19 protein-coding genes are annotated in these 24,996 nt (G+C 36.2%); all 19 read right to left on the minus strand.

The features are described 5' to 3' along the window. Positions 1–96: 96 nt before the first annotated feature. Positions 97–996 (minus strand): myo-inosose-2 dehydratase, encoded by a 900-nt coding sequence (gene iolE, locus N0O92_RS03285; RefSeq protein WP_315613173.1) that lies wholly within the window; start codon positions 994–996, stop codon positions 97–99. Between the two features lie 19 nt (positions 997–1,015). Then, complete coding sequence (iolD, locus tag N0O92_RS03290) at positions 1,016–2,929, minus strand: 3D-(3,5/4)-trihydroxycyclohexane-1,2-dione acylhydrolase (decyclizing) (RefSeq protein ID WP_315613174.1); 1,914 nt, start codon at positions 2,927–2,929, stop codon at positions 1,016–1,018. 12 nt (positions 2,930–2,941) lie between these two features. Continuing rightward, on the minus strand, positions 2,942–3,937 hold the full coding sequence (iolC, locus tag N0O92_RS03295) for a 5-dehydro-2-deoxygluconokinase (protein WP_315613175.1): 996 nt from the start codon (positions 3,935–3,937) through the stop codon (positions 2,942–2,944). A 28-nt stretch (positions 3,938–3,965) separates the two neighbouring features. Continuing rightward, a complete protein-coding gene (gene iolB / locus N0O92_RS03300; protein ID WP_315613176.1) occupies positions 3,966–4,781 on the minus strand; it encodes a 5-deoxy-glucuronate isomerase in 816 nt (271 codons plus the stop codon). Positions 4,782–5,164: 383 nt separating this feature from the next. Continuing rightward, positions 5,165–6,157: an ABC transporter permease gene (locus N0O92_RS03305; RefSeq protein ID WP_315613177.1), complete on the minus strand. Its 993-nt coding sequence runs from the start codon at positions 6,155–6,157 to the stop codon at positions 5,165–5,167. A gap of 49 nt (positions 6,158–6,206) precedes the next feature. Continuing rightward, positions 6,207–7,751 (minus strand): sugar ABC transporter ATP-binding protein, encoded by a 1,545-nt coding sequence (locus N0O92_RS03310; protein ID WP_396334462.1) that lies wholly within the window; start codon positions 7,749–7,751, stop codon positions 6,207–6,209. 160 nt (positions 7,752–7,911) lie between these two features. Next, positions 7,912–8,874 carry a sugar ABC transporter substrate-binding protein gene (locus N0O92_RS03315; RefSeq protein ID WP_315613178.1) on the minus strand — a complete coding sequence of 321 codons (963 nt, stop codon included), beginning with the start codon at positions 8,872–8,874 and terminating at the stop codon, positions 7,912–7,914. A gap of 322 nt (positions 8,875–9,196) precedes the next feature. Further along, a complete protein-coding gene (locus N0O92_RS03320; RefSeq protein ID WP_315613179.1) occupies positions 9,197–10,216 on the minus strand; it encodes a LacI family DNA-binding transcriptional regulator in 1,020 nt (339 codons plus the stop codon). 379 nt (positions 10,217–10,595) lie between these two features. Then, positions 10,596–12,017: a D-xylose transporter XylE gene (gene xylE / locus N0O92_RS03325; RefSeq protein ID WP_315613180.1), complete on the minus strand. Its 1,422-nt coding sequence runs from the start codon at positions 12,015–12,017 to the stop codon at positions 10,596–10,598. Between the two features lie 142 nt (positions 12,018–12,159). Beyond that, a complete protein-coding gene (locus N0O92_RS03330; protein WP_315613181.1) occupies positions 12,160–12,987 on the minus strand; it encodes a sugar phosphate isomerase/epimerase family protein in 828 nt (275 codons plus the stop codon). Between the two features lie 41 nt (positions 12,988–13,028). After that, positions 13,029–14,051, minus strand: a complete 1,023-nt coding sequence (locus N0O92_RS03335; RefSeq protein ID WP_315613182.1) for a Gfo/Idh/MocA family oxidoreductase — start codon at positions 14,049–14,051, stop codon at positions 13,029–13,031. A gap of 606 nt (positions 14,052–14,657) precedes the next feature. Continuing rightward, the gene (locus tag N0O92_RS03340) at positions 14,658–15,650 is read right to left on the minus strand and encodes an ABC transporter permease (protein ID WP_315613183.1); all 993 of its coding nucleotides are present in this window, start codon (positions 15,648–15,650) and stop codon (positions 14,658–14,660) included. 46 nt (positions 15,651–15,696) lie between these two features. Then, positions 15,697–17,241, minus strand: a complete 1,545-nt coding sequence (locus N0O92_RS03345; protein WP_315613184.1) for a sugar ABC transporter ATP-binding protein — start codon at positions 17,239–17,241, stop codon at positions 15,697–15,699. Between the two features lie 266 nt (positions 17,242–17,507). Further along, positions 17,508–18,431 (minus strand): sugar phosphate isomerase/epimerase family protein, encoded by a 924-nt coding sequence (locus N0O92_RS03350; protein ID WP_315613185.1) that lies wholly within the window; start codon positions 18,429–18,431, stop codon positions 17,508–17,510. A 114-nt stretch (positions 18,432–18,545) separates the two neighbouring features. Continuing rightward, positions 18,546–19,988: a sugar porter family MFS transporter gene (locus N0O92_RS03355; RefSeq protein ID WP_315613186.1), complete on the minus strand. Its 1,443-nt coding sequence runs from the start codon at positions 19,986–19,988 to the stop codon at positions 18,546–18,548. A 228-nt stretch (positions 19,989–20,216) separates the two neighbouring features. After that, positions 20,217–21,188, minus strand: coding sequence for a sugar ABC transporter substrate-binding protein (locus tag N0O92_RS03360; RefSeq protein ID WP_396334463.1), 972 nt, complete (start codon positions 21,186–21,188; stop codon positions 20,217–20,219). Positions 21,189–21,462: 274 nt separating this feature from the next. Continuing rightward, positions 21,463–22,665 carry a Gfo/Idh/MocA family protein gene (locus N0O92_RS03365; protein WP_315613188.1) on the minus strand — a complete coding sequence of 401 codons (1,203 nt, stop codon included), beginning with the start codon at positions 22,663–22,665 and terminating at the stop codon, positions 21,463–21,465. 53 nt (positions 22,666–22,718) lie between these two features. After that, positions 22,719–23,702: a sugar phosphate isomerase/epimerase family protein gene (locus N0O92_RS03370; protein ID WP_315613252.1), complete on the minus strand. Its 984-nt coding sequence runs from the start codon at positions 23,700–23,702 to the stop codon at positions 22,719–22,721. 408 nt (positions 23,703–24,110) lie between these two features. Then, positions 24,111–24,995 (minus strand): AraC family transcriptional regulator, encoded by an 885-nt coding sequence (locus tag N0O92_RS03375; RefSeq protein WP_315613189.1) that lies wholly within the window; start codon positions 24,993–24,995, stop codon positions 24,111–24,113. Between the last annotated feature and the right edge of the window lies 1 nt (position 24,996).

Here is a 24,996-nt window from a genome sequence, read left to right on the forward strand (position 1 = left end):
TCCTTACAAAGTCTTGCATTTAAATTAAATTAAGAATTATATCTTTCGACATATGAAACCGGGTCTCTCTAGACGAAAGACCCGGTTTTAGTCTAGTTAGACTGTTACTTTTTGAAATAATTTCTCGTCAATATACTTTCGTGCAATTAATGCATATTCTAATGGATGGGCCTTAGCTGGATCTTGTTCTGCTTCAATCACAATCCATCCTTTATAGTCATAATCAAGTAATGTTTGATAAACTTCTGTAAAATCAATACAACCATCACCTGGTACAGTAAACATACCATTTAGAAACGAATCTAAGAATGAGTTTCCAGCAGTCTTACATTCTTCTAATTTGTTCTCCCTTACATCTTTAAAGTGGACATGTTTAATGCGCTTCATATGCTTATTTAATAATGTCATGTAATCATTATCTGAAACATAGATGTGCCCCGTATCGTAAAGAAGGTGAACATGATTAGGATCGGTATTTTCCAATAGACGATCAATTTCCTCTAACGTTTGTACTCCTGTTCCCATATGGTGGTGAAATACTAAATGTAAGTCATACTGTTCGGCGATTTTTCCAAGCTCATTTAATCCTTGGCACAATGTATTCCATTCCTCATCCGAAAAATAAGGCTTCTCAGCAAATACATTTCTCTTTGTACCTTGAATGCTATATGTTTGTTCTGAAACAACCGCAACAGCAGCGTTTACTTGTTGTAAATTTGCACAATGCTTGTGAAACTCTTTTGCTACTTCTTCAAGTCCATCACGAATCAAGAAGCTACTGAACCATTGACCAGCGATTTTTAAATTACGAAGGTTCAATTCTTTGTTCAGAACTTTTGCTTCAGGGAAAAAACCCCCGACTTCCGTTCCTTGAAAACCAGCTACTACAATGTCACTTAATAAATGCGATAATGTATTTTCTGCACCGATTTCTGGAATATCATCATTACGCCAGCCAATTGGAGCAATTCCCCATAGAATATCTTGATTACTCATAGCATTCACCTTCTACTTTTTAATATTGCTTTGCATTTTTCAATTTTTCTTGCTTTAATTCATATGCTTTTTGAATTCCTTCACGATCGGACACTTCAGAAACTCCTAGGTTCCACCAGCTTCCTTCATAACCGTCTGTCATTGTTTTAGGAAGAACTTTCATTTCAATTAATGTGGAACAGTCTTGTTTCTTCGCATCTTCTAACGCTGCCTTAAGCTCTTCTACTGTATTAGCACGATACGATTTCGCTCCGTAACCTTCAGCTACTTTTGCATAATCAACATTTAAGATTTGGTTATCTTCCGTTCTAAATTCACAGAAGTAACTTCCGCCACCAAAATCCATTTGCAGATTGTTGATACAACCATAACCCGAGTTATCAAATAATAGAACATTAATCTTTTTATTGTATTGAATCGCTGTTACAAACTCAGAATGGAGCATTAGGAAACTACCATCACCCACCATTGTATATACTTCTTTTGTAGGCTCAGCTAATTTTAATCCTAATGTACCTGAAACTTCGTATCCCATACATGAGTAACCATACTCAAGGTGGTACGTATTAGGTACTGATGAATGCCATAGACGTTGCAAGTCTCCAGGAAGAGAACCTGCAGCACAAATAATGATACTATCAGGATCAATCGTGTCATTAATCGTTAGCAATGCCGTTGTTTGTGCAAATTCAGTTCCTAACGCATCTGCGTATTCATTCATTACTTCTTGGGAGAAATGATTTTTAATCTCAGGAACAAAGTTTTCGCGATTAAACGTTACTTTGCTCAATCGGTCACGCTCAGCTAACCATTCTTCCTTCAATTCAGTAATCATGTTGCCGAATTCACTTTCATAGCCTTCTAGCAACGGAGTTAATGCTTCAAAGGTAGTTCTTGCATCGGCAACTACTTGGAAACCATCAAGCTTATAAGCTTGCATACGGCTTACATTTACATTTAGGAACTTAGCTTCATCAAAGTTAAAAATTGTTTTTGAAGATGTAGCGAAATCTGTATATCTTGTTCCTACTCCAATAACTAAATCTGCTTGTTGAGCGGCTTTGTTCGCTGCTAGTGTTCCAGTGATACCCAGGCCACCAAGATTATTTTTAAATGAATGTTCAATAGTAGACTTACCAGCTTGCGTTTCTACTAGTGGCACATTATATTTCTCTGAAAATTCAACTAAAATATCGCGTGCTTCTGAATACTTCGCTCCACCACCTACAACGATTAATGGCTTTTTACTTGCTTTAATTAATTCAGCAGCACCTTTTAATTCACGATCACTTGCTGGTTTACGGTCAATATAGTGAACGCGTTTTTCAAAGAATTTCTCATCAAAATCATATGCTTCCCCTTCAACATCTTGTGAAATACAAACCGTTGCAGGACCAGCTTTAGCCGGATCTGTCATAACCTCAAACGCACGAATCAAACTTGACATTAATTGTTCAGGACGCGTTACACGATCCCAATATCTAGAAACTGGTTTTAATGCATCATTTGTTGTAATAGCAAGACTATGCTCTTGCTCAATTTGCTGTAATACAGGATCTGGCTGACGATTAGCATACGTATCAGCTGGAATTAGTAATACAGGAATGTTGTTAGCAAGTGCTGTTCCTGCAGCTGTTACTAAGTTCGCAGATCCAGGACCACTTGACGTTGTAATAGCATAAATCTTTTTACGAAGTAATTGCTTACTATAAGCAATCGCAGCGTGTGCCATGCCTTGCTCGTTCTTCCCTTGAATCACCTTTAAATGGCCTGGATCACTTTCAAGTGCTTGCCCTATTCCTAGTACATTTCCATGACCGAAGATGTTAAAGATTCCTTCCACAAATGGAATCTCTTCTCCATCAACGTGAATATATTGTTGATTTAAAAATTTTATTAAAGCTTGCGCTGTTGTTAATCTAATCGTTTTCATAAGCGTTCTCCTCTATCCCACTGAAATGGTTTCATTCTTTGAAATTAATTCTTCAATTTCTTCGACCGATGGCATGGCATCTGAAGAACTGTGCTTACTCACTACAATTGAAGCTGATGCACTACCATACTTCAAAGCTGTTTCGATATCTTTGCCACTAATAAGCGCGAATAAGAATGCTGATGCATATGAATCACCTGCACCAAATGTTTTCAGGACTTTTGTTTTATAAGCAAGACCTCTGAAAATTTCTCCAGATTTTGCATAAGCATATGAACCTTCCACACCATGCTTAATCACAACTAAATCAGGTGAGTGTTTGAATAGGTAGTTAACTGTATCTTCGTTATTGCCTTCTGTTGTTCTATTTTCAAGCGCATCGAATTCTTCACGAGTACCGATAACAACATCAGATTGCTCAGCAACTAATGAGTAGTACACAGCCGTTTCTTCTGCATTATTCCAAGAATATGGACGATAATCTAATTCAAAGATAACCTTTACATCATTCTTTTTCGCTAAGCTAACCGCTTTCAACATCGCTTCACGAGATGGGCTTTTTGATAATGCGGTACCTGAAACAAGTAGGATTTTTGATTTTTTAATATATTCTTCATTCACTTCACTTGGATCTAGATAAAGATCTGCTACATCTTGTCTGTACATTAAAATGCTACACTCTTCAGGACTTTTAATTTCTGTAAAAGCTAAGCCTGTTTTATGTCCTTCTGTATCTACCACCATATTAGATGTATCAATTCCAACTTCACTCATGTATTGCTCAATAAAGCGACCATGTTGATCATCTGCAAGTTTCCCAATAAATCCTGCTTTCAATCCTAGTTTCGAACTTCCAATAGCAATATTAGCTGGTGAACCACCAACGTATTTAGAAAACGTCATCGTTTCTTCCATTGGACGATTATACTCAACTGCGTTTAAATCAATACACGCACGACCTACTGCAATAATATCGAATTCTCTGTTTTCATTAAATTTATAATTCATTTTATCTAACACTCCTCTTAATAGTTTATTAACCTTTTAGAATCCATTCATGGTCAGGGTCATTATAAAATTTCCACACACGTGTTGGTCCTGCCATTACGTTTAAATAGTAAGAAGTATATCCTTCAGGAACCCCTACCGGATGATACCCGACTGGAACAATAACCATGTTCCCATTTTCAACTGTCATCGTTTCATCTAGTGAACGGTCATCTGTATAAACTCGTTGGAATACAAAACCTTGCGGTGGATTCATTTCATGATAATACGTTTCTTCTAAAAATGACTCTTCTGGTAAATTGTCTTGATCATGTTTGTGCGGAGGATAACTGGACCAATTTCCGCTTTCTGTGAATACTTCTACAACTAGTAAACTATTTGCTGAAGGGTCGGAATCTGGAAGGATATTGTGAACCATGCGTTTGTTATTCCCTGTTCCTCTATGCTCTACCCCATTATCTGATGCACTAATTAATTTCGTTGGCAATTGCTTCTCTGAAGGGGAATAACAAAGAGCAACACGTGCTTGACTAACTGCTTTCACTTCAAAGGTACGATCATTGGAAACGTACACACTATCAGTCGGAACTTTCTCAAAAACGGATTCACGAGTGCCTATATTTTCAAATGTTACTTCTTGATCAGTTACAGTGATTTTACCTGTTACAGCAACGATACAAACTTCTTGCTTTCCTAACTCCTCTGAATATGTAGCTCCAGGGTGTAAATCAATCATCTTAAAATTTACATATTCAAGAGATGAATTCTCAGATGTTACATCATGAACGAGTGTTACACCGTCTTTTATTTCAGTGGTTTCGGGTTTTCTAAGTAATTTACTCATTATAATTACCTCCTTAATTGATGAAATCGATTTCATTGAAAGGTCTAAAATACTCTTTTATATGACTTAATTGTACCAATCTAACCAACAGATGCTGTGACCTACATTACATTAAAATTATTATAGGTTGTCACCTTTTGGTTATGTTTTGATAACTTCTGTTTCAGAATAATATTAAAAGCGTTTTCAGTCAATACTTTTTAAGCATTTTTCTGATTATTTTTTTATTCATTTAAAGTTAACCGTACTACGAATTTTTTTAGAATACGAAAATTATGAAATCAATTACATTCATCTTAATAATATCTAAAATTAATTAAATTTAAAAGTACTAGTCCAATATATGACTAGTACTTTTTTTCGTTTAAGATCTATTTATTCATTTATTTCTTACGGTGATTCTTTCTAGAATCAATGTAAACAGCCGAAACGATAATCGCTCCTTTTACAATTTGCTGCCAATATGAACTTACCCCTAAAAGGTCTAAACCATTATTCATTACACCGATAATTAAAGCTCCGATGATGGTGCCACCAACTGTACCGATTCCCCCAAATAAACTAGTCCCCCCAATAACAGCTGCAGCAATCGCATCTAATTCAAACATTAGACCAGCTTGGGGCTGACCAGATGCAATTCGTGATGTAAGAATCATCCCAGCAATGCCGCCTAATAGACCCGCATAAGCATATACCATCAATTTAATTCTGCTTACATTGATACCAGCTGTAACAGCCGCTTGTTCATTTCCACCAATTGCGTATACGTATCTACCGATCTTAGTTTTATTAAGGAGTACCCACGTTACTAAACCGACGAACGCAAAAATAATTACAGGTACCGGAATACCAAAGATAATTCCTTGACCGATAAATGTAAACGATTCCGAGATACCACCGATAGGTCGACCATCACTGTAAAGCATCGCTGCTCCACGTGCAGCTGTCATCATGCCTAATGTAGCGATAAATGGAGCAAGCATTCCTTTGGCTACCATTGTACCGTTAATTAGTCCTACCAATAAACCAACACCTAGCGCTACTACAATAGGGACAATTATTGGAAAATCACCTTGTGCAAAAGTTGCAACTACAACAGACACCAATGCTATAAGAGACCCTGAAGAAAGATCTATCCCTTTTGTGATAATAATAGGTGTAACACCAATAGCAATAATTCCGATAATGGACATTTGTCTTACGATGTTTACTAAATTTGCTGTACTTAGAAAATGCGGAGTTAAAATGGACATTAAGACTATTAATAATATTAGAATGATAAAAATACCATACTTTTTAAATAGATTCATTGCTAATTCTTTACCTTGATTATTTTTCACTTGTTTTGATTCCGTCTTTTCAATCTCTAGACCCATTTAACTTTCCTCCAAACTAGATATATTAATTTCGAAAGCTATTTCAGTTTTAATTTGATACAGCTTGCTTTGTTTTGCTACCAATCTCAGTCATATTTTCATTTAGTTGTCCCGTTGCATATTGCATTATTTTTTCTTGATTAGCCTCTTCTCGATCTAACTCACCAGTAATTCGCCCTTCATGCATAATAATTACGCGATCACACAACCCAAGTATTTCTGCCATTTCAGATGAAACAACGACAATTGCTTTTCCTTGACGTGCTAATTCAAATATTATATTGTAGAATTCAGACTTTGCGCCTACATCGATTCCACGAGTTGGTTCGTCTAAAAATAAGATATCTGGATTTTTTAGCAGCCATCTTGCCAGTAATACTTTCTGTTGGTTTCCGCCACTTAAGTTTTCGACAATTGTTTCAATATTCGGTGTTTTCACACGAAGACTTTCCTTTTGGGTTAGGCAATCTAATCTAACCTTTTTTGAATTTAATAATCCCATCGAAATATAGTTATCTATGTTTACTGTGATCATATTTTCTTTAACAGACAAAGGTAAAAAAAGTCCAGTTAGTTTACGGTCTTCTGTTAAAAAACCTAAGTTATTCTTAATGGCATCTTGTGGGGATTTAATGTTCACTTTTTCTCCATGAACAAAAACCTCGCCCTCGTCCTTGCTTTTTATACCAAAAATTGCTTCTACTAATTCAGTTCTTCCTGCACCCATCAATCCCGCAAAGCAGACGATTTCTCCTTTACGAACTTCAAAACTAACATCTTCAAACCAACCTTTATGACTCAAGTTCTTTACTGATAATGCTACTTCACCAATGTTAAATTGCGGTTTGTTAAATACTTGATTTAATTCTCTCCCTACCATCATCTTGATTAATGTATCTTTGGTCATTTTCGCAGCTGTATCCGTTCCAATAAACTGTCCATCTCTAAAAACTGAGATGTCATCTGCAATTTCATATAACTCACTCATCTTGTGAGTAATGTATATAATTCCAACCCCTTTTTCTTTTAGTGAACGTATCATCTTAAATAATTGAGCAACCTCTTTCTCAGTAATAGCAGATGTTGGTTCATCCATAATCACTAATTTTGAATCAAAGGAGATGGCTTTTGCGATTTCAACCATTTGTGTATTAGCAATACTTAAATCAATCATTTTAGTCCTTGGATCAAGATTGATTTCTAAACTATTTAATAATTCCCGTGTATTTTTGTATAATTGGCGATCATTTACTAGACCTGTTCTCCCATAAAGTGGTTCTCGCCCTAAGAAAATGTTTTCTGCAATAGTCATCTCAGGAATAGGACTAAGCTCTTGATGGATCATGGATATCCCTTTATCCAAAGAATCATTAATATTGGTAAACTTGATTTCTTCCCCGTCAAAATATATTCGACCAGTATCTGGTTTGTACATGCCAATGATAATTTTCATTAGAGTCGATTTACCAGCTCCATTTTCACCCATTAATGCGTGAACACTGCCTTTTCTAACTTTTAATTGAACATTATCTAATGCTTTTACACCAGGGAATTCTTTTGTTATATTTTCTAATTTTAAAATATAATTACTCATTATTAACCCTCCCATTTCCGATAGGATTATTATTTTTTTATGAAAGGAAACCAAAGAAGGTTTCCTTTCATTACACGTTTCTTATTACTCATACTTTGGACGTATTCATCAACGTTGTCTGTAATCGCTTTCATACGACTGATCGGGAGAATTCTAACAGTTAATTTTCACCTATAAATTCATCCACATTATCTGGAGTTACTAGTTGGAACGGAATCATCACCGTTTCTACTTCTTCTCCATTCGCAGCTTTTACTGCTAATTGAACACTTGTACTTGCTTGACCAGTCGCATCTTGAAATACTGTTACGTCTAGTTTTCCAGCTTGCAATAATTCTAACGCATCCGGGGATGCATCAATTCCTGCAACGACAATCTCATCTAATTTCCCCGCTGCTTCAATTGCAAGTAAGGCACCAATAGCCATTTCATCGTTGTTCGCTACAACTGCGTCAATTTGTTTTCCAGCTTGAAGCCAGTTTTCCATTAAGTTCATTCCTTGATTACGAGACCATTCTCCAGTTCCTTGTAGCACAACTTCCATATCAGGGTTTTGCTCGATAATTTCCATGTTTCCTTCTGTTCTTTTAATTTGTGCTTCATGCCCTAACATGCCGTCAATGATCGCAATACTCCCTTTTCCGTCTAGCTGTTTTGCCACTTCTTCCATTTGAAGCAAACCAGATTCGATGGAAGATGAACCAACAAAGGCAGTTGCTTGATCGACTGCATCAAATGTTTGATTTACGACAATAATAGGGATACTAGCTTCATTCACTTTCGAAACAATATCAGGAGCTGCAACTGTATCTACTGGCATGAAGATAATTGCATCCACACCTCGAGTTATAAAGTTTTCAACTTGGTTCATTTGTCTTGAACTATCCTCTTGTGCATCGGAAAAAACAAATTCAAAGTCTGGGTGGTTACTAGCTTCTTCATTCATTGCATCATAGATAAATGTACGGAATGTATCACTTACACTTGAAAGGGAAACGCCTATGACCTTTTTGTCTCCGCTAGAACCTTCTGATGAGGCCCCTTCTCCCCCACCGCAAGCAGCGAGCATGATTACCATGACCAAACTAAGAATCATTAAGAATACTTTCTTATTCACCCTCATAAAATACCCCCTAAATAATTTTTAAATGACTTCTCTGTGTTTACCTATGTAAACCTCTTACGCGATCACCTCCTTTCAATGGATTGCTGGATTACTTCAACTTCCCCAAACATATATGCACTTTTACAAATCACCACTTTTCAGAATATTACAAAAACTTAAGCGTTGATCTTCCTAGCCAATATTCTCAATTTGTAATGCTCTAAAAATCTATTAAAAGTTTTGAATCTTTTATATTTTGTCTACAAAATCACGATTCAAACCGAGACACTAGATCACTTACTTTTCTATAATTTGATTCGTATCTCGGTATTTTGATTCGTTACTTCTTTGTTGAAGGTATGCTGATTTCAGTCGCCGTTCCTCTAATCACCAGTTCGGGTGACATCACAATTCGCTGTTTCAATTTTTTCGGTTCCTTCATTTCTTCAACTAATAGCTCAACTACTTTTTCTCCCATTTCTTTTATTGGCTGTGAAACTGTCGTTAACTCGGGATAACACATATTAGCAAGAATCGAATTGTCAAATCCAACAATGGAAATGTCTTTTGGAATATCTAATTTTAGTTCACGCGCCCCTTTCATTGCTCCAATTGCTAGAGGTTCAGTAGATGCAAAGATAGCTGTTGGAGGGTGCGGCAACTTTAATAGTTCAACTGTTGAATCTTTCGCATCAGTAAACGTCGTATTATTAAGCGAAACTAATCCATCGTCATAACAAATTCCAGCTTGTTCAAGAGCTTGTTTGTAACCATCAAGTCTCGCTCTCGTAACCGGAAAATAAATATCCTCTGTGACCATGGCAATGGTTTGATGTCCAAGTTCAATTAGATAAGAAGTAGCTTCATACGCTCCTAAAAAGTCATTTACAACGACTGTGTTCAGATCTAGTGAGGGCACTTCCCTGGCAAGTAAAGCGACAGGAATATCATTATTTAATAATGTCTTTAGGGCTTTCGTATTTTTTAAGCCTGTCGCAACAATAATTCCATCGATGTATTTCTGTTTTAGAATCGAGACATACTCCATTTCCTTCTCTAAATTATTATCGGTGCTGCAAATCATTAAACTAAACCCATGATTTCTCCCGTAATCCTCTATTGTTCTTGCGATTTCTGCCATAAATGGATCGGCTATATTTGGTATGAGTAAGCCTATCGTTTGAATTCTTTTCTTAACAGATGCCGCTACACTCGGTTGGTAATTTAATCTCTGCATCGTATCTTCAACTTTTTTTCTTGTATTTGCCCCAATACTCCCTGTATTATTAAGGACTTTCGAAACCGTTGAGATAGCAACACCTGCCTCTTTCGCAACATCATAGATAGTCGGTTGTTTCAAATCAATTTCCTCCTTTCCCATAAGGACCTATACTTTTATTTTAATCTTTTTTCCTTTAGATTAAAATTACCAGGTTAGAGTGATATTTTAAAACTGAAACTATTTAACATAAACCACTCTTGAGAAAGAAGGGAACGGAGTTACTAACGAACCCTTTAGTAGACTTCTCGTTTTATTTTAACCATTGGAAGTTAGCCCTTTCACCTGTATCGGTAAAAACTATGTTGACACCTCTAACCCGTTTCACCTTTTCATGTCCCAAGACACCCACCTATGGTGACGTTTACAATTGTCATCCAACCCAAGAGGAAAGACCTTTCCTAAAAGGCGAAACAACTCCTAGTTTCGGTCATTTTAATCTGGTTGGTTCTGCAAGCAACTACAAATCAACTTTTTTTTGACGTAAATCTCCAACAGGTTCATTAGATTGCCAATATTTTTCAATTTCCTCCAGCGATTTTCCTTTTGTTTCTGGAACCCATTTCCAAACAAAGACAAAAGAAAGTATACACATTAAACCATAAAACCCATACGTCATTACACTGCTAATTTCTAATAATGAAGGGAATGTCGATGAAATAAGTAAATTACAGCTCCAGTTCGCCACAACAGTTATCGCCATCACTTGCCCCCTGATTTGATTAGGGAAAAGTTCAGAAGCTAGTACCCACACCAGTGGCCCGAACGATAAATTATAAAAGGCTGCGTAAAGTAAAATGAACAGCAATGCACTAAGTCCCATTGTCTCCTGAGCTGACAAGGCCGCTACCCCAAACATTCCAATTGCCATACCAACCGACCCTATTAAAAGTAGACGTTTCCTTCCCCACTTATCTACAAGTGTAAGAGCTATAAAAACAAAGATGAGGTTCACGACTCCAAGCAATACCGTTTGCATCATAGAGTCATCCGCACTCGCTCCCATATCAGCAAATATACGCGGGGCGTAGTACAAAATAACATTAATCCCTACAAACTGTTGCGCTGCAGCTAATAAAACACCAACAACAACAACCGTCTTCCCAAAAGAAAAAATCTTTCCTTTAGGTACATTTAAAGATCGTTTAACATCATCAAAGATTTCTTGTGCGACTTTCTTCGAACCATTAACTTTCACTAAAATTTGCATTGCCTCTTTATCTCTATTTTTCGAAATTAAATAACGAGGCGTTTCAGGCACTAAAAAAAGCAGGAAAAAGAATAACAGTGCTGGTATTGCTTCAGAAGCAAACATGTATCTCCACCCAAGATCATGGATCCAGCTAGCACTTTGCCCAGCGGCAATTCGCCAATTAACAAAGTAAACAACTAAAGTACCAAAAATAATGGCTAGATTATTTAATGTTACCAATCTTCCTCTGATGTTTGCAGGAGACGTTTCACTAATATATAACGGCCCTAATCCCGAAGCCAAACCAACACCTATACCTCCTAAAATTCTATAAAGGTTAAACATAACGAAAAGGCCAATCGTCGGCTCATCCTTTGTAAAAAACAGGAATTCCGGATACGCTGAAAGCAAAGCCGAAATGAAAAACAATCCTGCCGCAACCATAAGAGAATTCCTACGGCCAATCCGATTTGATAGAATTCCACTAATTAATCCACCGATAATACAACCAATCAAAGCACTGGAAACTGTCAATCCATGAAATAACGTACTTAAACCTAAAGCATCTATAAAATAGACTTGTAACGACTGCTCTGCACCAGATATAACAGCCGTATCATACCCAAATAACAAGCCCCCCAATGCTGCAATAAAGGTTAAATAGATAATATACTTTATATTTTGTTTCATAATCCTCCACTCCTTCTATTAGTACTGTAATATGTCTCGGTAGACATTATATATTTAGGAGACATTATTACAGTTTCAATGAACTCCTCGTCCGCGACGTCATTCGTAGACGTTGAAGTGGCAATCAGTAAAATTATTTCATCTATACTTCTACCCTAGCAACTCCCCATTCTTTAAGTTGTTTCAGAGAGTTTTTATAGTGACCAACAATTTCGTCTAAATAGTTATCATGCTTGATAGGCGTAAATGGATTAGGCCCTTCCGCCACCATTTCCATAATAATCGGACCTTTGTAGTCAATCTCATCCAAAGCCTTGATTTGACCTTCTAAATCAGCATGACCAGCACCGATCCCTTGCCTATTTGAATCAGCAACATGGTAGACTCCTAATTTATTGTCAACATCCTTAAGAGCCTGAATAGGACAAGCTTCCTCAATATTCATATGATACGCATCTAATAGAACTTTAAGGTTATCACTTTCAACTTCATTAATTAATTTCAACGCTTCTTTACCTGTTACGATTTGATGATTTTCATATCGATTTAATACTTCAAACACAACTTCAATGCCATGCTCTTCTGCTTTCTTTAGTACTTCGCTTGTACTAAGAACAAGCAACTGCCAATCCTTTGCTAAGTCTCCACATCCATAAGTCTTTCCAACATCGCCATGTAAACAAATTCTCTTTGCACCAAGTTCGTCAGCCCAGCTTACTAAATCTAAGAAGTATTGAACAGCTTTAGAGCGAACGTCCTCATCAGAACTTGAGATATCTACATTATTAGGAGTAATGGATAACACTTTTAAATCATACTTCTCTAATACTGCTACCAATTCTGCAGGGGTCTGCGATAAATCCCCTTGTACTTCCACTCCATCAACACCAATCTCCTTGGCGAGTTTACATTTTTCTTCAAATTTAATATCTCCAAATGTCCATAAACAAAGACCATAATCTCTGATCATTTCACTTTCCCCTCCATTATAATTAGTACAAATCTTTTGAACTATTTAACTAACACTAGATTTTCTATTTTAATTGGACTGTTCGTTTTTACAGATTCAATACTTGCTAACGCAATTTTCAACGCCCACCTAGCATCTTCAGCCGTCACCTCTGCTCGTTTCTTATGAATGATGCAATCTGAAAAGCTTCTTAACTCCTCCACATACGCATCAAACAATAAATCCTGATCATAACGAGATGTATCGAAACTAACACCAGTGTGATTGTATCTAGTCATACTCGATTCACGTATTCCACCCATAGTCAGCATACCTTCCGACCCAAACACTTCCGCTCGAACGTCATAACCGTAAACAGCTTGGAAGTTCGCATCTGCCGTTGCAATGGCACCGTTATCAAATTTAATTGTTACAGAAGCTGTATCTAATAATCCATTTTCTTTCAAGTCTGGTCGAATCAATGCATCTGCAACCGCATACACTTCAACTGGTTTAGCACCCGGATTCAAATACATAAGCGTATCAAAATCGTGAATTAATGTTTCTAGGAAAATCGTCCATTCAGGGATTGATTCAGCTCTATTTAACTTTGGATCTTTTGTCGTAGATTTCATTAATTGTGGAGTTCCAATGTTCCCTGCTTTGATCTCTGCATGAGCGGCTTTGAATCCCTTTTCAAATCTGCGATTAAAGCCAACTTGTACTAAGACATTGCTCTCTTCTGCTGCTTGAATAATCTCATTAGCTTCGTCTAAGTTAACAGCCATAGGCTTTTCACAGAATACTGCTTTCCCATGTTTTATTGCAGCAAGTACATTGCTTGCATGTGTACGAGCAGGCGCAACGATCACAACCGCTTGAATGTCAGGATCTTGAATTAAATCCATTGGATTTGTATATGCTTTAGCATCTACACCTAAACGTTCTATCAAAGTTTCAGCCGAACCTTGAACAGGATCTGCAACCGCATACAAATTAACTTGAGGTAAGCGTTGAGCAATAGTTCCCCCATGAAAAGCTCCCATTCTTCCAGCACCTATTAGACCAATATTTATTTTATTCATTACAATACCTCCACAACAATATTTTTCGTTCATTCGCCAAGGAAAGAACTTTCCTTACTTTTGATCTTAACTGATCTATTTCTAATAGTCAAACTATTTTTAAATTCTTCACTCTAACCCTCCTTTTCATACAATTTATTGATTTTCATTTAAAACCCCCATATTTTTTAAGGAATCATTTATTTAAAGTATCTTAAAGTAATTATGAAATTATTTTCCCACTTTATAAACGAGGTCCTCCCTAGGAAAGAACTTTCCTTTAATGATTACACTTTTCCCTACTCAATCATATAGTTTCTCAATTTATGCAGACTTAATTGACGGTGGATTGATATGTAAAAGGGATAAAAAAGAGACCTCGGTACAAATCAAGGTCTTAAGCGTTAGCTCGTTTGACAAATTTGGTATAGCAGGGTAAGGAAATTGAATTTGTATTTTTTATGAATCTGAAGGTCTACTTTAATAACCGATTGTTTACAAAAGTATTATTTTCAATTAATAACTTGATTAATAAAAAGGGGACTTATTTCAAAGATCTTTTTATGACCTTATAAAATAAGTCCCCTTTTATACTCGAACTGTCCTAAACTAATACCTTTTACATTACTATTTTTTACGGTGGTTTTTTCTAGAATCAATGTAAACAGCCGAAACGATAATGGCTCCTTTTACAATTTGCTGCCAATATGAACTTACCCCTAAAAGGTCTAAACCATTATTCATTACACCAATTATTAAAGCTCCAATGATAGTACCACCAACGGTACCGATTCCCCCAAATAAACTGGTCCCCCCAATAACAGCTGCAGCAATCGCATCTAATTCAAACATCAGACCAGCTTGGGGCTGACCAGATGCAATTCGTGATGTAAGAATCATCCCAGCAATGCCGCCTAATAGACCCGCATAAGCATATACCATCAATTTAATTCTGCTTACATTGATACCAGCTGTAACAGCCGCTTGTTCATTTCCACCAATTGCGTATACGTATCTACCGATCTTAGTTTTATTAAGGAGTACCCACGTTACTAAACCGACGAACGCAAAAATAATTACAGGTACCGGAATACCAAAGATAATTCCTTGACCGATAAATGTAAACGATTCCGAGATACCACCGATAGGTCGACCATCACTGTAAAGCATCGCTGCTCCACGTGCAGCTGTCATCATGCCTAATGTAGCGATAAATGGAGCAAGCATTCCTTTGGCTACCATTGTACCGTTAATTAGTCCTACCAATAAACCAACACCTAGCGCTACTACAATAGGGACAATTATTGGAAAATCACCTTGTGCAAAAGTTGCAACTACAACAGACACCAATGCTATAAGAGACCCTGAAGAAAGATCTATCCCTTTTGTGATAATAATAGGTGTAACACCAATAGCAATAATTCCGATAATGGACATTTGTCTTACAATATTCACTAAATTTGCTGTACTTAGAAAATGCGGAGTTAAAATGGACATTAAGACTATTAATAATATTAGAATGATAAAAATACCATACTTTTTAAATAAATTCATTGCTAGCTCTTTGCCTTGATTATTTTTCAATTGCTTTAATTCCGTCTTTTCAATCTCTAGACCCATTTAACTTTCCTCCTAAGATATATTAATTACAAAAGCTACTACAGCTTTAATTTGATACAGCTTGTTTTGTATTGCTATTAATCTCAGTCACATTTTCATTTAGTTGTCCCGTTGCATATTGCATTATTTTTTCTTGATTAGCCTCTTCTCGATTCAACTCACCAGTAATCCTTCCTTCATGCATAACAATTACGCGATCACACAGTCCGATTATTTCGGCCATTTCAGATGAAACAACAACAATCGCTTTTCCTTGACGTGCTAATTCAAAAATAATATTGTAGAATTCAGACTTTGCTCCAACATCAATTCCACGAGTTGGTTCGTCTAGAAATAAGATATCAGGATTTTTTAGTAACCATCTTGCAAGTAAAACTTTTTGTTGATTACCACCACTTAAATTCTCAACAATTGTTTCAATATTCGGTGTTTTCACTCGGAGACTTTCCTTTTGAATTAAGCAATCTGATTTAACCTTTTTTGAATTTAATAATCCCATCGAAATATAATTATCTATGTTCACAGTGATCATATTTTCTCTAACGGACAAAGGTAAAAAGAGTCCAGTTAGTTTACGATCTTCCGTTAAAAATCCTAAGTTATTTTTAATCGCATCTTGTGGAGATTTAATGTTCACTTTTTCTCCATGAACATAAACCTCACCTTCATCCTTACTTTTTATTCCAAAAATGGTTTCTACTAATTCTGTTCTTCCTGCACCCATCAATCCTGCAAAGCAGACTATTTCTCCTTTGCGAACTTCAAAACTAACATCTTCAAACCAACCTTTATGACTCAAGTTTCGTACCGATAATGCTACTTCACTAATGTTAGATGCTGGTTTGTTGAACACTTGATTTAATTCTCTTCCTACCATCATCTTGATTAAATCATCTTTAGTCATATTCGCAGCTGTATTCATTCCTATAAACTGTCCATCTCTAAAAACTGAAATATCATCTGCAATTTCATATAACTCACTCATTTTATGAGTAATATATATAATTCCAACCCCTTTTTCTTTTAGTGACCGAATCATTTTAAATAATTGAGCAACCTCTTTTTCGGTAATAGCAGATGTTGGTTCATCCATAATGACTAATTTTGAATCAAAGGAAATGGCTTTTGCAATTTCAACCATTTGTGTATTGGCAATACTTAAATCAATCATTTTAGTCCTAGGATCAAGATTGATCTCCAAACTATTTAAAAGTTCCTGTGTCATTTTATATAGTTGGCGATCATTTACAAGACCTGTTTTTCCATAAACTGGTTCACGTCCTAAGTAAATGTTTTCTGCAACAGTCATTTCTGGTATCGGACTTAACTCTTGATGAATCATAGATATCCCTTTTTCTAAGGAATCATTAATGTTATTTAGCTTTAACTCTTCACCATCAAAGAAGATAGTTCCAGTATCCGGGGTGTACATTCCAATAATGATTTTCATAAGGGTTGACTTACCTGCCCCATTTTCACCCATTAAAGCATGAACGCTACCTTTTCTCACTTTCAATTCAACATTATCTAATGCCTTTACACCAGGAAACTCCTTTGTTATATTTTCCATTTGTAAGATAAATTCACTCATTATTCAGCCTCCATTTCTGTTGAGGGATTTCAACTAATTTTATTAATCTAAACTCATATATCTTTTAAGATTGGAAAATTCAGAAATACATAGCTACACATTATTCTTTTCACTTAAAGGATATTGCGATTTCCCAACTTAGTCACGCCTTCTTCTACTTGTGCAATCGTTTTCAAAAAGAAGATTAGTAAAGTAGGCTTACGATCAACGGCTAAAGCACTTACTTTTCACCATCACTCATTACTTATTCCCCTTTTCTCTCTTTCTTAATAACCAACACTTTTTAGATAAGTCAAACTTTGACTAACATCTTGTAAACTAGTGTCGGCATTTCTAGGATCACGTTCTTGCTCAACCGTGATATAACCCTGATAGTTGATATCTTTAAGTAATTGGTGTATACAATCATAATCTATAATTCCTTGACCAATTGGACACATGACTCCCTTAGCACAAGCATCAAAAAAACGAATATGTTCATTCATTACTTCTTCATACATTTCTAAATCAATATCTTTAAAATGAATGTAATCGATTCGATCTGCACAATCACGCAACCATTGAACTGGATCCATCTTCGAATAATAAAGATGACCGGTATCTAAACAAAGTCCAGCTAATTCATAAGGTATGTCTTCCATAAGTTTATTAATTTCATCTTCAAATTCAATATAGCCCCCAGCATGAGGATGAATAACAGGACGAACTCCATATTGTTTCCATGCCTTCTCAGAGATAGTCCGAATATGATTCATCATTCTATTCCAATCCTCTTCAGCTAGACGTTCTGCTTTATCAGGATGACCAGCTTTGTAATCTCGTTCGTCATGACCCCAATCAATAATGACTAGATAAGGAGTAGGGAAGTTTTGCCCTTTCTCTTGTGGTGCAGGTGGAAGTTTCGTAATGAGAGAACAAATATCATCAACCTGTTTTAGTAAATTTTCAAGATTCGATTCTGATACTAAATCATCAAAAATCGTCCCTGCAATAATCGTCAAATGATTTTTAGAAAGTTCATGTTGAACTAGAGTTATGTCCATTGGGAGATAACCATAAGGCCCCAACTCAATTCCTTTGTAACCTGCTTGAGCTGCCTCTTGTAGTACTCGCTCCCACGGTGGCAAAAAAGGATTTTTAGGATCGTCTACCCCCCAACTACAAGGAGCACCTGATATTTTGATACTCATAAGAATCACCTCTATTATCTGTGTTTACTTTTCGAAAAAGAATTTAGCCTCTTCTTCAACAAGTTACTGAAAGTGCTTTCAGTAACTTGTTGAATTTAGTTAAAAAGTAATTTTCTAATTCGCCTTCCTATTAAAATCTGTATTTGTTGATTCTAGTTCCAATTTTTTTTCTTCGATCCATACCTCTTCAATTTCTTCAAGTGATTTATTCTTTGTTTCTGGAACAAATTTTAACACAAAGAAAAAGGCGAAAGCACTGATAAGACCGTAAATAAGAAACGTTCCCGTGCCTAAAGCTTCATTAAGTGGAGGAAATGTAGATGAAGCTGTTAAATTAGCCCCCCAGACCAATGTGACAGCTAAAGCAACCGCTTGACCTCTAATCTTAGTAGGGAACAACTCTGAGATTACAACCCAGGCAACAGGCCCCCATGTCATCTGAAATAAAGCGACAAATGCTAAAATAAAGATCAGTGTACTAATTCCTTCGATGTTCAAGAAGAACGTAGTTGCTACTGCAATTAAACTAATTGCACAACCGGCAGAACCCAAGAGCAGTAAAAACTTTCTTCCTTGTCTATCAATAAGCCTTACAGCTATTAATGAAACAACAACACTTATCACTCCAACAAATATCGTTTGGAACATAGATGTTGACGCATCAGCACCAAGGCTTTCAAAGATTCGCGGTGCATAATATAGAATGATATTTATACCAATGAATTGGCATAAAACAGCTAAAGTCATACCTACAATCAAAACTCGTTTTCCATAATAGAAAATGTTTACTTTTTCTGTTGAAGTGTTTAAGGATTGTTTGATTTGTTGAAGAGTTTCGCTAGCTATTTGTTTAGATCCATTTATTTTTTCTAATAAATTAAATGCTTTATCATAGTCCTTCTTAAGGGCCATATACCTAGGTGTTTCCGGAATAAATAGAAGAAGACCAAAAAATAATGTTGCTGGGATTAATTCTGAAGCAAACATATATCTCCATCCAATATCATTTATCCAATCGCTCGTTTGGCCTGAAGCTATGCGCCAGTTAACAACGTATACAATCGTTTGTCCAAATACAACTGCCAAATTATATAAAACGACCAATTTCCCCCTAATGTTCGCAGGACTCATCTCACTTATATACATTGGTGCTATGGCTGAAGCTAAACCTACTCCAATACCGCCAATTATTCTATAAATATTAAAAGTAACCAACAAGGCCAGACTAGGTTCACCTACAGTGAAAAATAGGATCTCTGGATAAGCGGAGCCTAGTGCCGATAGAAAAAATAAAACAGCTGCAATAACAAGTGTATTCCGTCTTCCAATTTTATTGGACAGCATACCAGAAATGATTGCCCCTATAATACATCCAATCAATGCACTTGATACAGTAAAACCATGAACGAACGAACTTAACCCTAAACTATCCACAAGGTATAATTGTATGGATTGTTCTGCTCCTGCGATTACCGCTGTATCATAACCAAAAAGAAGTCCACCTAAAGAAGCCACTGCTGCTATAAAAAAAATGTAATATCTCTGATTATATTTCATAATATGTGAAGGAAATTCCTTCTCCCTCCTTATTCATTCAAAGATTCTCTATCTCAACATTAAACGAACAAATGTTAGTTTCATAATAATTGTTGCTTTATTCAATGAATTATTAATTATTTAAAGAGTAGGGGAAGGGAACATGTTTATGCCCCCACCTACTATTGACATCTTTTAGTTAAACGTATTAATAATTATCAAAACAAATTTTATGAAATAGGATAAATATTAGTTTTTACCTACAAATTCATCTACATTTTCAGGAGTTACTAAAAGGTATGGGATGATTTCGGTTTCAACCTCTTCACCATTTGCTGCTTTTACAGCTACCTGCACTCCCGTTGAACCTTGACCTTTTGCATCTTGGAAAACCGTTACGTCAAGTTTCCCATTTTGCATATACTCTAATGCATCTGGAGAAGCATCAATTCCAGCTACAATAATCTCATCTTTTTTCCCAGCTGCTTCAATTGCTAGCAAGGCACCTATAGCCATTTCATCATTATTAGCTACTACAGCGTCAATATGTCTTCCAGATTGAAGCCAGTTTTCCATTAGGTTCATACCTTGATTACGAGACCATTCTCCCGTTCCTTGTATTACGACTTCCATATCGGAATGTTCGTTAATAATTTCCATATTTCCTTCTGTTCTTTTAATTTGTGCTTCATGTCCTAACATCCCATCCATAATGGCAATGTTTCCTTTTCCATCAAGTAAATTCGCTACTTCTTCCATCTGAATCAGTCCAGATTCAATTGATGATGATCCAACAAAGGCCGTTGCTTCATCGACTCCATCAAAAGTTTGGTTGACTACAACAATCGGGATACCAGCTTCATTTACTTTCGCAACGATATCAGGAGCTGCAACAGTATCTACAGGCATAAAAATGATGGCATCGACACCACGAGAAATAAAGTTTTCAACTTGGTTCATTTGCCTTGCGCTATCCTCTTGTGCATCAGAATAAACAAATTCAAAGTCTGGGTGATTTGCTGCTTCTTCATTCATTGCATCATAGATAAATGTACGAAATGTATCACTTACACTTGAAAGTGATACTCCAATAACTTTTTTATCTCCACTAGAACCTTCTGTTGTATCCGATACTGCCTCTTCTCCCCCACCACAAGCAGCTAGCATAGAAACTACTACTAAAGCAAAAATCAATGAAAACACTTTTTTCTTTGTCAACATAATACCCCCTTGGAATAGTTCCTTGCGTGTTAAATGATAGTAAATCGAGGTAAAGCCTTTGTCTGCAATCACCCCTTTCAAAAAGTTCACGTATCCATTGAAAATCCTCACGAAGTATGCGCTTTCAAATACGAAAGAAAAGAGATGATAATATGCCTTCCTATTCAAACTATTTCTCTTTCTTCTATGTGAGTAATCAATAGTAGGATTGGAACCTGCTATTGATTACTCTTTGTATTGAATCATATAAAATTAAGACTCTAGAGCAAGGGTATTAAACAGATAGACTCTCTTGCACTTCTGAAACATCGACCCAAACTGCACCGTTGTCTGCAGAGCGTACACAATTTTCTATCCAACGAACTCCATCTAGTCCAGCGTTAATATCTGGGTAAACTAAATTGCTCAATGTTTCCTCATCTCCACGATTTTTTGCGTCAATCGCAATTGCAAATTTCAAGTAGATATTAGCCCACGATTCAGACAATCCTTCTGAATGTAAAGCCCCAAGGCGTTCATCTGCACTGCAGCTCTCATCCAAATAAGGCATTCCACGAACTAACGTTTGTGTAGGTTGACCTTGAACTTCATACTTCAACTCATTAGGATTACTATCCCACCACTCTAAGCTCGCTTTTGATCCTACAATGCGAATTCTATGACCATCCATACATCCTGCATTAATGGCAGACGTCCACATCGTACCTACAGCTCCATTTTCATAACGCATGAGGACATGCGCATTGTCTTCTAGCGGTGCACGACTAGGAATGAAACTTTGACGATCGCATAGTAATTTTTTGATTTTCATCTTAGGCATGATTAACTGTGACATATAAAAAGTGTGTGTAGATAAATCACCTAGTACAAAACTTGGTCCTGAAATTTTTGGATCGACACGCCATTTTTGAGCATCACTGAATTTATCCGCATCATCATTTGCACTAAATCCGTGTGTATATTGAAGATCTACAACACGAATGTCACCAATGTCGCCTTTTTCAATCATCGCTCTCATTTGAAGCAACATTTGATTGCCAGAGAAACCATATGTTACACCAATGATTTTTCCTTTTTGCTCGGCGAGTTCCTTAATTTCAAGAACCTCTTGACTTGTGAAAAATAAAGGCTTTTCACAAATGACATGCAAATCTGCTTCTAAAGCTGCTTTACAAATTTCATAGTGTGTCCCATTAGGTGTTGCAATGGAAACTACTTCAATTCCATCTTCTCGTTTTGCTTCCTCAGCAAACATTGTTTGATAATCAGGGTACAAGCGTTTCTCATCTACCCCTAAATTTATACCAAAATCTTTTCCTCTCTCAGCGTCAATATCAAACGCACCAGCTACTAGTTGGAAAGCCGTATTATCTCTTAGAGCCCCCGTACGGTGTTTATACCCAACTTGGCCATGTCTGCCTCCGCCAACCATTGCCCAACGTAGTGGTCTTTCGATTATCTTTTCTCCATTTAACATAGTAATGTCTCCCTTCAACTATAAGAATGTAATTAGTTTTTTCAGTTAAACACTTAAACTCCTGTTGGAACTGAGTACCGTGCTTGACTTATGTTTTTGAAATCTCTTGGTAATGATTCTTTTAAAACATCCATTGACTTTATAACACCTGTAAGCGGATCCATTGTTAAATCTTCCATCTCAAGAACAATTGGCCCTTCATAACCCATCATTTTTACGACTGTAAAGAATTCCTTCCAATAACCAACATCATGACCATGACCTAGTGCTACATAATTCCATGAACGAGTTGCAAAATCTTCCATTGGTTTAACATCTATTAAACCATTTACATCATTGACCCCTCTTTCAATTCGAACATCTTTAGCATGAACATGATACATAGCGCTTCCTAATTGCCTTGCTGCTGCAATTGGATCTCCTCCCATCCAGAATAAGTGACTGGGATCGAAGTTCATTCCAACCATTTGACCTACTTCATTTCTTAATTTTAATAATGTTTCCGGGTTGTGTACTAAGTTAAAACCTAAGTTTTCAATCGCGATCTTCTCTACACCAAGATCCTTTGCAACCTTTACAGCTTTTTCCCAATAAGGAAATGCCACTTCATTCCATTGCCATTCTAATTGTTCGAAATGCGGAGGTAAAATTGGATGTGTAATCCAGTTCGGAATTGTGTCATTTGGTCCAGCACTCGGGCATCCAGACATCATAACCACCGTTTTAACACCTAATAGTCCCGCTAATTTAAATGTCTTTTCAACAGTTTCTGCGTGTTTTTTCCCTAGTTCAGTTGGTTCAAGTTGATTTCCTGAGCAGTTTAAAGCAGCAATTTCAATGCCTCTGCTTTGGATAGCATCTAAGAATTTATTTCGTGCACCTGCACTTGCTAATAAACCGTCTAGATCAACATGTGGAGCTTTAGACCAGTTTCCACAACCTAACTCAAGCGTTTCTATTCCTAATTCTTGACAAGTATCTAACATCTTTTCAAATGGCATATAGCCTAAAATATCAGTAACTAAGCCTGTTTTCATCATTTATTCTTCCTCCAATTCATCTAAAGAAATTTAACAGAATGAAATCGTTATCAATCTTAGTAAACTTGTACTCAAACGTTCTTTATTGGCTAGGGGCGATGAAACCGTTGTAGTTTCTAGTTAGCCAGCCTACCATATAGCGGATAACAACATCCATATAACGAAGAAATCAACTTTTGTCCGAGTAAATTTGAAAACGATTTCTTAATTAAAATTATAGGGAAATGTAGAATCTTTGTATTTCTAATATTAAGACTTCTATTTATCTTTTGAGGACATGATATAAAATTATTTAACATATTCATTCACTAATCAAAAAAGGATGTCCCATAAACCTTTTAGGACACCCATACGTAATTTAATAAATTTTATAACTTATAATAAAACTAATAACAAACTTAGAAATTATTGAATTTGTTTTAAATCACGAAATCGTGCTGGAGTTTCCCCCACGGTAGAAGTAAATACACTAGTAAAATAGTGAACCGTGGAGAAACCACTTTCATCTGCAATAGCCTTAATGGATAAATTCGTTTGTTGTAGTAAGGTTTTAGCTCTAAGTATTCTTTCATTTTGAACAAAATCAGAAAAGCTAACACCCAATTCTGAAACAAACATTCTAGACAGATGTCTTCCCGAAACATGAAAATGATTTGCTATATCTATTAACTTTAAAGGAATTGATAAGTTATCTCGAATGTGTAATTTCACTTCATATACAAGTGAAGAGTAAGAATCAGGTAAGGTTGCTTGAACGTCATTCTGTGGAAACGGTGTGAACATCTCTAATAATGTTTGAATTAATGAACTAGCTAAGCTAGTAAGGGTTGCTACAAAAAACACATTGTCCGTCTTTGTAGCCTGTTGAAGCAACGACTTCCAGAGTAAGGAGGCAATGGTATCTTCATCTACCTGTTTAACGACTTCAGAACATCGCTTTGTTTTCTCGATAATTTTTAGCCATTCTTCGCTTGATTCTGATTCAATTAGTTCAAATGCAACATAGAAAATAAAAAGGCCATCTTCACTTTCTATTTGATGTAAAACATCAGGTCTTGAAAGAAACATGGTATTAGTGTGAAGTGGATAGCTCTTCCCATTTTCTAAATAATAACCTTCACCATCAATTACATAGCATATTTCAAAAAAAGAATGTTTATGGTATATATTGTTATAGTGCCTTGGCATAGCTCCCCAGTAATGAATATGAAAAGATGCACCGTTATGGTTCAAACGGTGAATGTATTCATTCAAAAGGGAGATTCCTGAGACAGAATGAAGTAATGTCAAA

The sequence above is a fragment of the Alkalihalobacillus sp. MEB130 genome (assembly GCF_032335535.1).
Classification (GTDB): Bacteria; Bacillota; Bacilli; order Bacillales; family Bacillaceae_D; genus Halalkalibacter.